Genomic DNA, 12,188 nt, shown 5'->3' on the forward strand with positions numbered 1-12,188 from the left:
GTGAGCGAACTCATTCGCGTACCTGACATCGGCAGCGGTGAAGGTGAAATCATCGAGCTGTTCGTCAAGGTCGGTGACCGTATCGAGGCCGACCAGAGCCTGCTGACCCTGGAGTCCGACAAGGCCTCCATGGAGATCCCCGCGCCGAAGGCCGGTGTGGTCAAGTCGCTGAAGGTCAAGCTGGGCGACCGCCTGAAAGAAGGCGACGAGTTGCTGGAACTGGAAGTCGAGGGTGCCGCTGCCGCGGCGCCTGAGGCTCCGGCCGCTGCTGCTCCGGCTGCCGCGCCTGCCGCTGCACCGGCTGCTGAAGCTGCTCCGGCCGCGGCTGCCGCTCCGGCAACCGCCACCGTTCAGGACATCCACGTTCCGGATATCGGTTCGTCGGGCAAGGCCAAGATCATCGAAGTGCTGGTCAAGGCTGGCGATACCGTCAGCGCCGACCAGTCGCTGATCACCCTGGAATCGGACAAGGCCAGCATGGAGATCCCGTCTCCTGCCGCTGGCGTGGTCGAAGCCGTGATCGCCAAGCTGGACGACGAAGTCGGTACCGGCGACCTGATCCTCAAGCTGAAAATCGCTGGCGCCGCGCCTGCCGCTGCTCCGGCTCCGGCCGCAGCACCTGCGCCGGCTGCCAAGGCTGAGGCCGCTCCGGCTGCCGCTGCTGCTCCGGCACCGGCTGCCGCAGCACCTGCTGCCGCGCCTGTGGTTGCCAGCGGCGCCAAAGTTCACGCCGGCCCAGCCGTGCGTCAACTGGCCCGCGAGTTCGGCGTCGAGCTGAACGCCGTCGCAGCCACCGGCCCGCATGGCCGTGTGCTGAAAGAAGACGTGCAGGTTTACGTCAAAGCCATGATGCAGAAGGCCAAGGAAGCACCGGCCGCAGGTGGCGCAACCGGTGGCGCGGGCATCCCGCCGATCCCGGTCGTGGACTTCAGCAAGTTCGGTGAAGTCGAAGAAGTGGCAATGACCCGCCTGATGCAGGTCGGCGCTGCCAACCTGCACCGCAGCTGGCTGAACGTGCCGCACGTGACGCAATTCGACTCGGCCGATATCACCGAGCTGGAAGCGTTCCGTATCGCGCAGAAAGCCGTGGCCGAGAAGGCTGGCGTCAAGCTGACCGTTCTGCCGCTGCTGCTCAAGGCCTCTGCTCACCTGCTCAAGGAACTGCCGGACTTCAACAGTTCGCTGGCGCCAAGCGGCAAAGCGATCATCCGCAAGAAGTACGTGAACATCGGCTTCGCCGTGGACACCCCGGATGGCCTGCTGGTCCCTGTGATCAAGAACGTCGATCAAAAGAGCCTGCTGCAACTGGCTGCCGAAGCTGCGGCCCTGGCCGAAAAAGCCCGGACCAAAAAGCTGTCTGCCGACGACATGCAAGGTGCTTGCTTCACCATCTCCAGCCTCGGTCACATTGGCGGCACCGGCTTCACGCCGATCGTCAACGCGCCGGAAGTGGCGATCCTCGGTGTTTCCAAGGCCACCATCCAGCCAGTCTGGGACGGCAAAGCCTTCCAGCCGAAGCTGATGCTGCCACTGTCGCTGTCCTACGATCACCGTGTGATCAACGGCGCAGCCGCCGCGCGCTTCACCAAGCGTCTGAGCGACCTGCTGGGCGACATCCGCACCATCCTGCTGTAACCGTTGTTCACCTGTCTCCCTCTGCCGGGGGAGACAGGCCCGCTTTCGAGCTGCCACGCTCGTACCTCAACCCCGTCTCTGACGGGGCTTTTTTTGTCTGCGAAAAAACGGTTCAGCGCCCCGGCCCGCCTGGCGTTTACCGGTAGCGGGGCTGAAGAAAAGCGCCGCCATGCCGACATAGATCAAGACGCCAGCCAACCTATTACTTGTCAGCCTCTGGCGCATGATGCAACCTTGCCCAATCGTGCATAGCAGCAATGTGCCAAGCCCGTGCCATCAGTCTTTTTCGAGCGAGCTTCCCATGAAAAGCCAAACCGATGCTGCCAGCCGTCCGGCGGCCGAGGTAGTGACGCAGTTACCGGTGCCATCACGGCTCGGCATGCTGCGTTTCGAGCGGCTGAACGAAGCTAGCTGGGCGATGCTTTACCTCGATCCGGGCTGCGAACGGCAGTTCGGGCTGCCGGCGGTGGAGCTGTGTGCCCTGGTCGGTTCGCCTTACGCCAGCCTCATGGCCCCCGAGGCGCGCTACAAGCTGCATGACGCCATCGAAGCGCAGTTGGCGCTCGGCAATCACTACCTGACCCGCTACACCCTGCACACCTGTCACGGCCCGCTGAACCTGCTGGAAGTGGGCGAAGCCTACCGGCAGCACAATCGCCACCTGCTGCGCGGCTACCTGCTGGTGCTGGACGACCAGCCCGGCGAGATGACCGAGCTCAGCGCCGACGACCTGGAAACCCGCAACAGCCGCCTGCAAATCGCCCTCAAGCTGAACCAGCAGGCGCAGCAGGAACAACTTGAACACCTGGAGCGAGTGCGCGCCCAGCAGGACCTGATCCTGCACCTGGCCCGGCACCGCTACAGCGCCAGCAATTCGCTGCAGGAAGCCGCCGAGCTGATCACCCGCAGCGCGTGCGAGATCTACAACATCGATTGCGCCAGCATCTGGTACCTGGAAGGCCAGCGCCTGGAGCCGATTTCCGCGTTCTACCGTGAGACCCGCGAGTACCGCCTGCCTGAGGCGATCGACGCCGGCCTGTTTCCGGATTACCTGGAAGCGCTGCACACCAGCCGCGCCATCGATGCGCACAACGCCAGCCATGACCCGCGCACCCGTGACATCACCGAGAGCCTGCGCCCGCGCGACATCATCGCCATGCTCGATGCCAGTATCCGCATCGACGGCCAGGTGGTCGGCGTGCTGTGCCTCGAACACGGCGGCAGCCCGCGGGCCTGGCAGACCGACGAGATCGCCTTTGCCGGCGAGTTGGCGGACCAATTCGCCCAGGTCATCAACAACCACAACCGACGCACCGCCACCAACGCCCTGTACCTGTTCCAGCGCGCGGTGGAGCAGAGCGCCAACGCCTTTCTGCTGGTCAACCGCGACGGCGTGGTCGAGTACGTCAATCCGAGCTTTACCGCGATCACCCAGTACAGCTCCGAGGAGGTCCAGGGGCATCGGCTGTCCGAGCTGTCGGCGCTGGAAAATCTCAGCGAACTGCTGTTCGACGACTCCAGCCTGGCCATGGGCAATAGCTGGCAGGGCGAGTTCAAGAGCCGGCGCAAGAACCTCGAGCCGTACTGGGGCCAACTGTCTATTTCCAAGGTGTATGGCGACAACCGCGAGTTGACCCACTACATCGGTATCTACGAAGACGTCACCCAGAACAAGCTCGCCCAGCAGCGCATCGAGCGCCTGGCCTACACCGACAACCTGACGGGCCTGGGCAATCGCCCAGCGTTCATCCGCAGCCTCGACGAGCGTTTCGCCCGCGACAGCGACACGCCGATCTGCCTGCTGCTGGTGGACATCGACAACTTCAAGCGGATCAACGACAGCCTCGGTCACCAGACCGGCGACAAGCTGCTGGTGAGCCTCGCCCGGCGCCTGCGCAACAGCCTCAGCCCCGGTGGCAGCCTGGCGCGTTTCGCCAGTAACGAGTTCGCCGTATTGCTGGACAACACCGACATGGAAAGCGGCCAGCAGACCGCGCAATCGCTGCTCAACACCCTCGACAAACCGATGTTCGTCGACAACCAGTTGATCAACGTCACCGGCTCCGTGGGCCTGGCGTGCGCGCCGCTGCACGGCCGCGACCCGCAGACCCTGATGAAGAACGCCGGCCTCGCGCTGCACAAGGCCAAGGCCAACGGCAAGCATCAGGTGCAGGTGTTCACCGAAGCGCTGAATGCCGAGGCCAGCTACAAGCTGTTCGTCGAGAACAACCTGCGCCGGGCCCTGGCGCAGAACGAATTGCAGGTGTTCTACCAGCCCAAGCTGTGCCTGAGTACCGGCCGCCTGCTCGGCCTGGAAGCGCTGCTGCGCTGGAACCACCCGGAAAAGGGCATGATCCGCCCGGACCAGTTCATCAGCGTGGCCGAGGAAACCGGCCTGATCATCCCCATCGGCAAATGGGTGGCGCGCCAGTCGTGCCGCATGAGCCAGCAACTGGCCGCCGAGGGCATGCCCAACTTGCAGGTGGCGATCAACCTGTCGCCCAAGCAGTTCTCCGACCCGGATCTGGTCGCCTCGATCGCCAACATCCTCCAGGAAGAAGCGCTGCCGCCGCACCTGCTGGAGCTGGAACTGACCGAAGGGCTGCTGCTGGAAGCCACCGAAGACACCCGCCGCCAACTCGACCAGCTCAAGCAACTGGGCCTGACCCTGGCGATGGACGACTTCGGCACCGGTTATTCCTCGCTCAGCTACCTGAAGAAATTCCCGATCGACATCATCAAGATCGATCGCAGCTTCATCAACGAAATCCCCGACAACCAGGACGACATGGAAATCACCTCGGCGGTGGTGGCCATGGCCCACAACCTCAAGCTCAAGGTGGTCGCTGAAGGTATCGAGACCGCCGAGCAACTGGCGTTCCTGCGTCGTCACCGTTGCGATGTCGGCCAGGGCTACCTGTTCGACAAGCCGATCCCCGGCGATGAGCTGGTTGAAAAGCTCAGGCGCTATCCGCGTGGCCCGGTGGCCTGACAGTCACGCAACACTCGGGCACACTACGGGTCTATCCCAATAGACGACATCGCTCGGCGATGTCTCCTACCTGACAAGAGGAATGGGTCCATGGTCCTGCGTTCGGAAATCCTGGTGAACAAAAACGTCCTGCCTACCGCTGAACAGGCGCTGCCTGGCCGCGAAACCCCGATGTCCCTGCCTGAGCGGCATTTCGTGTTCAAAGAGACGCCGTTGCTCGGCCCGTTCTTCGAGAATGTCGACTTCGCGATTTTCGGCCTGGGCTGCTTCTGGGGTGCCGAGCGTCGCTTCTGGCAGCGCGATGGCGTGGTCAGCACCGTGGTCGGTTATGCCGGTGGCTTTACACCGAACCCGACCTACGAAGAAGTCTGCTCGGGCCTGACCGGGCACACCGAAGTGGTGCTGGTGGTGTTCGACAAGGACAAGCTCAGTTACGGCGAGTTGCTGAAGATGTTCTGGGAACTGCACAACCCGACCCAGGGCATGCGCCAGGGCAACGATATCGGCACCCAATACCGCTCGGCGATCTACTGCACCAGCCCGCAGCACCTGGCGGAAGCCGAGGCGAGCAAGGCGCAGTACCAGGCCGAGCTGAGCAAGGCCGGTTACGGCGAGATCAGCACGGAGATTGCCCAGGCGCCGACCGTGTATTTCGCCGAGGCTTACCACCAGCAGTACCTGGCGAAGAACCCCGAGGGCTATTGCGGCATCGGCGGTACCGGTGTCTGCCTGCCGCCCAGCCTGCAAGGCAACTGAGGACACGCCATGACCACGCCGAGCATGACGTTGTACCACTCGCCGCTGTCGCCCTTCGTGCGCAAGGTCACGGTGTTCCTGCACGAGACCGGGCAGTTCGACCGGGTCGCGCTGAACACCATCAACATGAGCCCGGTGAACCCGGATGCCGGCTTGAACCGCGACAACCCGGTCGGCAAGATCCCGGCGCTGGTGCTGGGCAACGGCACCGTGCTGCATGACAGCCGGGTGATTCTTGAATACCTCGACCTGCAACACGTCGGCAACCCGCTGATCCCGCGTGAGGGCGACGCTCGTTGGCGCCGCCTGAGCCTGGCTTCGCAGGCGGATGCGATCATGGACGCCTCGGTGCTGGCGCGTTATGAGCAGTTCCTGCGGCCTGCTGAGAAACAGTGGGACGAGTGGCTCACGGCGCAGCAGGAGAAGATTCGCCGCGGTCTGGCGGATTTCGAGGCCGAGCATATTGCTGAACTGGCTTCGGTGTTCGACGTCGCGGCGATTGGTGCGGCCTGTGCGCTGGGCTATATCGACTTGCGCATGCCGAACTTCGGCTGGCGTGAGCAGCAGCCGAAGCTGGCGGCGTGGTATGCGCAGGTCAGTCAGCGCCCTTCGATGAAGCTGACGGCACCGCCGGCGGCCTGATCCGGCATTTTCGGGGCCGCTTTGCGGCAGTTCGACGCCCCGACAAGCTCGCTCCCACAGGGCTTTGATATTGATTTAAGTCATTGTGGGAGCGAGCTTGCTCGCGAACGACCGCGAAGCGGTCGCAATCCGGGCACCACCGCGATCAGTATTTCGCTACCGTCCTCGACCTTCCTCCAGCCGGCCTTCACCTCCGCTACCCACACGTGGCCAATCCCCTTGGCTAATTCGTTCGCGAACACCCGCTCCTCGCGCAACCCACTCATGCTGCCACCCCCTGACCCGCGCGATACCAGTCCAGCCGGCGCGTCAGCACCATGAACACACCCAGCAAGGCGAACAGCAGCAACGCCCCCATCAATAGCGCGTAATCCTCGGCGCTGAGCAGCCCGTAAAGCATCGCGTACAGCACCGCCAACCCCGCGCCGAAGCCCATCCCGCGCGCCCGGCTGTGCAGCACATGGCACAGATAGAAACCGATCAACGCCACACAGCCGCTCGCCGACAACCCATACGCCAGGGCAAAGCCAAGGTGCTCGGACAACGACAGCAGCAACAGGTAGAACAGCGCCAGGGCCACGCCCACCAAGGCGTACTGGATCGGGTGGACGCTGAGGTTGCGCAGCACTTCGAAGAGGAAGAAGCCGGCGAAGGTCAGGGCGATGAACAGCAGCGCGTATTTGATCGCCCGCTCGCTTTTCAGGTACTGGTCCACCGGATCGACAAAGTTGACGCCGAAACGCCGGCTTTGGAAGTCCGTGCACTGGTCGGTTGTCACGCAGCGTTGGAGGGCGTCTTCCATGTTGGTGGAGAAGAACGAGGTCTGCCAGTGAGCGTTGAAGCCCTTGTCGGTGATCTCGCGGCTGTTGGGCAGGTAATTGCCGATAAAGCCCGGGTGGGGCCAGTTGGCGCTCAGACTCACATTGCTGCTGCGGCCCACTGGCAGTACATGCAACTGCCCGGTGCCTTGCAGCTTCAGGTCGAAGGCGTAGTCCAGGCGCATTTCGTTCTGGCTATCGAGCCCCGGCACGCTGGCGCGCACGCCGCTGCCGAGCCAGTCCGCGCCACTGCCGGCGGCGAAGTCGAGGGTCTGGCCGTTGAGCTGCAGTTGCAGGCCGTTCTGGATGCCACGGATATCGCTGATGCCCACCGCGATAAACGGTGTTTCGAAGCGGTAGTCGTCGAGGTCGTCCTTGATGCCCCAGTTGGCCGGCACCTTGAACTGGCCGCTGACGTGGCTGTTGGCGTGGTACAGCCGCGCCTCGTAGATGCCCCGCGAGCGCAGCTCGGTGTTGGCATCGGCATCGAGGACGAAGGTCTCTGGCAAAAAGGCCAGGTGGCGGGTGCGCACGCGGGTTTCCTGGAAGGTCCGGCCGTCCTGGGTTTTCCATATCCGCTCGGTCTTGCGGTACGGCACCACGAGGATCGGACCGCTGATTTGCTGGGCATGGCTTGAACTCTGGCCGATGTCCTCGACCACGCTGTCGCGCAGGGACTGCCGCTCGCTGATCAGGCCGCCGATCATCAGAAGGGGAATCAGCAGTCCGATCACCAGCAAGGCGATGATGCCGAGTTTGATACTCAGGGTTTTGTTCATGGAAGGGCTCCGCTTGAGAAGGAGCCCAGTCTGCGAGCGCTGTGTGGAGCGACGCGGGAGTGAATGTGGAGTTTGTGTGGAGATTCAGCCCAGGCGATTGGCGGGCAGCCACAACCGCACGCGCACGCCGTCTTCGACGTTGGCGATCTCCAGCGAGCCGCCGTGCAGTTGCATGACTTCCTCGACGAAGTTCAGGCCAAGGCCGGTGCTCTTGCGCCCGGTGCCGGGCCGGGGCAGTGAATAGAAGCGCTCGCAGAGACGGCCCAGGGCGTAATCGGGAATCGCCTCGCCCTGGTTGTACAGGCTCAGGGCCACGCGCTGTGCATCGTGTTCCAGTTCGAACACCAACCGGCCGCCAGGCGGGGTGAAGTCCAGGGCGTTTTCCAGCAGGTTGCCGATCGCCTGACGCATCAGAAACGGCTCGCAGTACAGCCGCGCCGTCACCGGCACTTGCTGACGTACTTGCAGGCCGGCGCTTTCGATGCGGGCACTGCGGGCCAGCAGCAGGGCGTCGACCATCTCTGCCAGCGCCACTTGCTGTTGGTCCTCCAGGCCTTGACGCTGCTCGACCTGGGCCAGGTCCAGCAGGCGCTCGATCAATTGCTGCATGCGCGCGCTTTCGCTCTCGATGTTCTGGCTGAAGCGCTGGCGCTGCTCCTCCGGCATCGGTCCCTGCAACAGCTCGCTGGCGCCGCGGATCGCCGCCAGCGGGCTTTTCAGTTCGTGGGTCAAGGTGTGCACGTAGCGCTCGACGTAGGCCTTGCCTTCGAGCTGGGTGCGCATGCGCTCGACCGCGTCCGCCAGTTGCGCCAGCTCGCCGCCCCGGTAGTGCGGCAGCGCCACGCGCTCGCCGGCGCTGACGGCCTGGGCGTAGCGGGTCAGCCGGCGCAGCGAGCGGGTCAGCCACCACGACAGCGCCGCGCCCACCAGCAGGCCGAGCACGATCAGGCCGATACCGAGGGTGATCAGGTGCTGTTCCGAGCGGTCGACGTAGGGTTGCAGCGAGCGGTTGGGCTTGGCCACGGTGACCACGCCGATCAGCGTGCCGTTGTCGAGGATCGGCGCGGCGACGTGCATCACCGAGGAGTCTGGATCGTTCGGGTCGCTGCGGGTCGAGCGGGCGCCGTACTGGCCGCGCAGGGTCAGGTAGACGTCGTTCCAGCGCGAGTAATCCTGGCCCAGCGCCTCGCCGCTGGAATCCAGCAGAACGATGCCCTTGGCGTCGGTGACGTAGATGCGGTGGTTCACCTCGTTCTTGGCCAGGCCCCAGATCTGCGCGTTGGGGCGGCGCTGGCCGTAGGCCTTGAGCAACTGCGGCAGCGCGCTCTGGCCGAGGGTGCCGGCCTTGACCTGGTCGCGGAGGATTTCCGCCAGCAGGTTGGCGGTGTCCACCAGAGTTTCCTCGGAGGATTGACGCACAGCGGGGCGCACCTGCTCGCGCACCGTGTTGAGGACGAAATACGCGGTCAGCCCGACGAACAGGAAATACACCAGGAAGATGCGAATACCGAGGCGCATCAGCTTTGGTCCGGGTTGTAGCTGTAGCCCAGGCCGCGGTGGGTCTGGATTGGCTCGGCCTCGGCGGCGACCAGGCGCAGCTTGGCGCGCAGGCTCTTGATATGGCTGTCGATGGTGCGCTCGTAACCGACATCGGCTGCCACGCCCACGGCGTCCAGCAACTGCTCGCGGCTGAAGACCCGCTGCGGCTGCTCCAGCAGGCACTGCAACAGGCGGAATTCGTGGCGGGTCAGGCTGAGCGGTTGCTCGCGGTAGTGGATCTGCATGCGCACGGTGTCGATGTTGAACGGCGTGGTACCGCTGGCGGGGACGGTGCTGGCCACGGGAGTAATGCGCTTGAGGATGGCGCGTACCCGGGCGGCGACTTCCCGCGGGCTGAACGGCTTGACCACATAATCGTCGGCGCCGATTTCCAGGCCCACCACCCGGTCGATTTCGCCGTCGCGGGCGCTTAGGAACATGACCGGCACTTCACTGAAGCGGCGCAGTTGCTTGCAGGTCTCGAAACCGCTGATGTCCGGCAGGCCGATATCGAGGATGACCAGATCGGCCGGCTGCTGGCGCTGTCGCTCCAGCGCGGCCTGGCCGAGGGTCACCCACTCGGTGCTGTGGCCTTCGCCCTGCAAGGCGTAGATCAGGGTGTCGGCGATGGCCGCTTCGTCTTCAACGATCAGGATGTGGGGCATGGAGGCAACTGCAGGCGGCAAGTGGGAAGCGGCAAGTGTAAAGCGCGGCTCACCACTTTGCCGCTTTGCGTCAGCAGTCCGGCTTGTCAGCGGTGAAGCGGCGGGCCGGGTTTACCGCAGCGCCGAATTCGCGCAGGGCCTTGGCGCCGATCAGCAGCGGGTAGTTGAAGCTGCTGCGGTCGGTCAGGTTGACCTCAACGGTGCGCTTCACATCACCCAGGCACAGCTCCAGGTCGATGACCGGACGGTGGGCGATCTCGGTGCCTTCTTCGTCTTCTTCGTCGGCGCGGTTCTTGATCTTGCTGATGCGCGCCAGCTTGTGTTCGAAGACCTTGCTGTCGGCATCCTTGGTGGCCAGGCGGAAGCGCACCCAGTCCTCGCCGTTACGGCTGAACTGTTCGATGTCCTTGGCGGACAGCGAGGCAGTGAGGGCGCCGGTGTCCATCTTGGCTTTGAGGGTCTGGCCGATTTCCGGCAGGCCGATGTATTCGTAGCGACCGTAGAGGGTCGGCTCGGCGGCCATCACCGGCAGCGACAGCAGGCCAAGCAGGGCGATCAGTGGTTTCAATGGCATGACTTCCTTGGGACGAGACGACAGTTAGACTGCCGTTGTGCTTTAGGTTCGGCAAGCTACGGTAATGAACACAACGTGAAACATTTGTTCACGACACTCGCCGGGCAGCGTTTGGCGTTCATGGCGAGGCTGCTTATCATGACGGGCCGTCTTTCCCACAATAAGAGTGGATTTATGCGTCGCCTGCTTACCGGCAGTTTCGTCACCCTGTTGCTGTTGCTCAACACCCTGATCATGATCGGGCCGCTGCTGTTTTGCGCGCTGCTCAAGCTGGTCCTGCCTGGCCATTACCGTGATCGCGCCTCGCGGGCGGTGATGTGGTTTGCCGAGACCTGGGCCGAAGTCGACAAGCTGATCTTCGCCCTGTGCATCCCCACCCGCTGGAATGTGCGCGGCAATGCCAACCTGCGGTTGGACACTTCTTACCTCTGCGTCAGCAACCACCAGACCTGGGTCGATATCCCGGCGCTGATCCAGGTGCTGAACCGCAAGATCCCGTTCTTCAAGTTCTTCCTGAAAAAGGAGCTGATCTGGGTGCCGTTGCTGGGCCTGGCCTGGTGGGCGCTGGATTACCCGTTCATGAAGCGCTACAGCAAGGCCTTTCTCGACAAACACCCGCACCTCAAGGGCCAGGACCTGGCCATCACCAAGGCGGCGTGCGAGCTGTTCAAGCGCCAGCCGGTGACCGTGGTCAATTACCTGGAAGGCACCCGTTTCACCGAGGCCAAGCGCCAGGAACAACAGTCGCCTTATCGGCACCTGCTCAAGCCCAAGGCCGGCGGTGTCGCCTTCGTGCTGGCGGCCTTGGGTGAGCAACTCGACGCGCTGCTGGACGTGACCATCGTCTATCCCGGCGACAAGGCGCCGGGCTTCTGGGATCTGGTCAGCGGCGGGTTGCCGCGGGTGATCGTCGATATTCAGGTGCGCGAGCTGGACCCGGCGCTGTGGGCCGGTGACTACGAGACCGACCCGGCGGTGCGCCAGGCCGTGCAGGACTGGGTGAACCAGTTGTGGCGCGAGAAGGATGCGCGGATCGAGGCCCTGCGCGCGGAATTAAACTGACGGGCCGGTTGCCGGGGCGAGCGGTGCGACAGTGCCGTTGCCCCAGATGCCGGCCAGGTTCTGCAACAACGACTCGGCCACGCCTTGCTGGCCGAGGTACTGCAGGATCAGCGGCGCGAAGCGGGCGATCATACCGTTCTCCATGCCGAGGGCGCTGAAGGCGTTGTTCAGGTCCGTGCCGTTCTTCACCTCCCCGCCCAGCGCATTGCTCAACGCCGACGCCTGACCGCTCTTGCCGAGCAGATCCCCCAATCCCGCCAGCCCGCCGAGGGCGTTCTCGCCAGACAGCATGTCGAGGCCCGGCACGGCCTTGCTCAGTTGTTGGTAATCGCCCGTGCTCAACTGATTGCGCGCCAGGCCCAGCAGGGCGCCGGTGCCGCCAATGGCTTGTTCCGGGGTGATCTTGAGTTCGCTGCCGAGGGTGTTGAGCAGATTGGCCGAAGCGGCGGGCGCCTGCACGGCTGCGCCATCGGACTTGCCTTGCATGGCGGACACGGCGTTGGCCGCGTCGTTGAGGTTGAAAGCGAAGGCCGAACTGGCGGCCAGGGTCATCAGGGTGACCAGCGCGAAACGTTTCATGGCAAAGACCTCGTCAGCCGTAAAGGCAGGGAAAACGAGGTGTTGGAGTGGATTGGCGGGGGAATGTTCCCGGAGGTGGCGTTGTCGCCATCGCGAGCGAGGGTGTCAGAAATTTTGTGTTCGGGCATACCATGAGTAAGAGGTGCA

10 protein-coding genes are annotated in these 12,188 nt (G+C 64.0%); 5 read left to right on the plus strand and 5 right to left on the minus strand.

The genetic code is table 11. The features are described from left to right. The 4 genes from aceF (at position 1) to HWV67_RS26480 (ending at position 6,025) form a co-directional block, all read left to right on the plus strand. On the plus strand, positions 1-1,635 hold the full coding sequence (aceF, locus tag HWV67_RS26465) for a dihydrolipoyllysine-residue acetyltransferase (protein ID WP_175653407.1): 1,635 nt from the start codon (positions 1-3) through the stop codon (positions 1,633-1,635). Between the two features lie 301 nt (positions 1,636-1,936). Next, positions 1,937-4,627 carry a putative bifunctional diguanylate cyclase/phosphodiesterase gene (locus HWV67_RS26470; protein ID WP_175653408.1) on the plus strand — a complete coding sequence of 897 codons (2,691 nt, stop codon included), beginning with the start codon at positions 1,937-1,939 and terminating at the stop codon, positions 4,625-4,627. 90 nt (positions 4,628-4,717) lie between these two features. Further along, a complete protein-coding gene (msrA, locus tag HWV67_RS26475) occupies positions 4,718-5,383 on the plus strand; it encodes a peptide-methionine (S)-S-oxide reductase MsrA (protein WP_175653409.1) in 666 nt (221 codons plus the stop codon). A 9-nt stretch (positions 5,384-5,392) separates the two neighbouring features. Further along, positions 5,393-6,025 (plus strand): glutathione S-transferase N-terminal domain-containing protein, encoded by a 633-nt coding sequence (locus tag HWV67_RS26480; protein ID WP_110972444.1) that lies wholly within the window; start codon positions 5,393-5,395, stop codon positions 6,023-6,025. A 262-nt stretch (positions 6,026-6,287) separates the two neighbouring features. Here HWV67_RS26480 and creD read toward each other — a convergent pair whose 3' ends face one another. The 4 genes from creD to rloA2 form a co-directional block, all read right to left on the minus strand. After that, positions 6,288-7,622 carry a cell envelope integrity protein CreD gene (gene creD / locus HWV67_RS26485; protein ID WP_175653410.1) on the minus strand — a complete coding sequence of 445 codons (1,335 nt, stop codon included), beginning with the start codon at positions 7,620-7,622 and terminating at the stop codon, positions 6,288-6,290. Positions 7,623-7,706: 84 nt separating this feature from the next. Beyond that, on the minus strand, positions 7,707-9,140 hold the full coding sequence (gene creC / locus HWV67_RS26490; RefSeq protein WP_175653411.1) for a two-component system sensor histidine kinase CreC: 1,434 nt from the start codon (positions 9,138-9,140) through the stop codon (positions 7,707-7,709). Continuing rightward, positions 9,140-9,826 (minus strand): two-component system response regulator CreB, encoded by a 687-nt coding sequence (creB, locus tag HWV67_RS26495; protein WP_175653412.1) that lies wholly within the window; start codon positions 9,824-9,826, stop codon positions 9,140-9,142. The genes creC and creB overlap by 1 nt, the downstream gene beginning before the upstream one ends. A gap of 70 nt (positions 9,827-9,896) precedes the next feature. Then, positions 9,897-10,394 (minus strand): retropepsin-like aspartic peptidase RloA2, encoded by a 498-nt coding sequence (rloA2, locus tag HWV67_RS26500; protein ID WP_175653597.1) that lies wholly within the window; start codon positions 10,392-10,394, stop codon positions 9,897-9,899. A 180-nt stretch (positions 10,395-10,574) separates the two neighbouring features. Between rloA2 and HWV67_RS26505 the strand changes: the two genes are divergently transcribed. Continuing rightward, a complete protein-coding gene (locus tag HWV67_RS26505) occupies positions 10,575-11,462 on the plus strand; it encodes an acyltransferase (RefSeq protein ID WP_175653413.1) in 888 nt (295 codons plus the stop codon). On the opposite strand, the gene HWV67_RS26510 is transcribed toward HWV67_RS26505, so the two are convergent. Further along, positions 11,454-12,041 (minus strand): DUF2780 domain-containing protein, encoded by a 588-nt coding sequence (locus HWV67_RS26510; protein WP_175653414.1) that lies wholly within the window; start codon positions 12,039-12,041, stop codon positions 11,454-11,456. The two genes, HWV67_RS26505 and HWV67_RS26510, sit on opposite strands and share 9 nt — an antisense overlap. Positions 12,042-12,188: the final 147 nt, after the last annotated feature.

Origin of the sequence: Pseudomonas sp. Marseille-P9899, assembly GCF_903166565.1 — a bacterium.
Classification (GTDB): Bacteria; Pseudomonadota; Gammaproteobacteria; order Pseudomonadales; family Pseudomonadaceae; genus Aquipseudomonas; species Aquipseudomonas huaxiensis.

Bases quoted from the DNA above. Each gene is read 5' to 3' on its own strand.
- msrA (WP_175653409.1), top strand. From the start codon at position 4,718: ATGGTCCTGCGTTCGGAAATCCTGGTGAACAAAAACGTCCTGCCTACC.
- HWV67_RS26505 (WP_175653413.1), top strand. From the start codon at position 10,575: ATGCGTCGCCTGCTTACCGGCAGTTTCGTCACCCTGTTGCTGTTGCTC.
- HWV67_RS26480 (WP_110972444.1), top strand. From the start codon at position 5,393: ATGACCACGCCGAGCATGACGTTGTACCACTCGCCGCTGTCGCCCTTC.
- HWV67_RS26470 (WP_175653408.1), top strand. From the start codon at position 1,937: ATGAAAAGCCAAACCGATGCTGCCAGCCGTCCGGCGGCCGAGGTAGTG.
- creB (WP_175653412.1), bottom strand. From the start codon at position 9,826: ATGCCCCACATCCTGATCGTTGAAGACGAAGCGGCCATCGCCGACACC.
- HWV67_RS26510 (WP_175653414.1), bottom strand. From the start codon at position 12,041: ATGAAACGTTTCGCGCTGGTCACCCTGATGACCCTGGCCGCCAGTTCG.
- creC (WP_175653411.1), bottom strand. From the start codon at position 9,140: ATGCGCCTCGGTATTCGCATCTTCCTGGTGTATTTCCTGTTCGTCGGG.
- creD (WP_175653410.1), bottom strand. From the start codon at position 7,622: ATGAACAAAACCCTGAGTATCAAACTCGGCATCATCGCCTTGCTGGTG.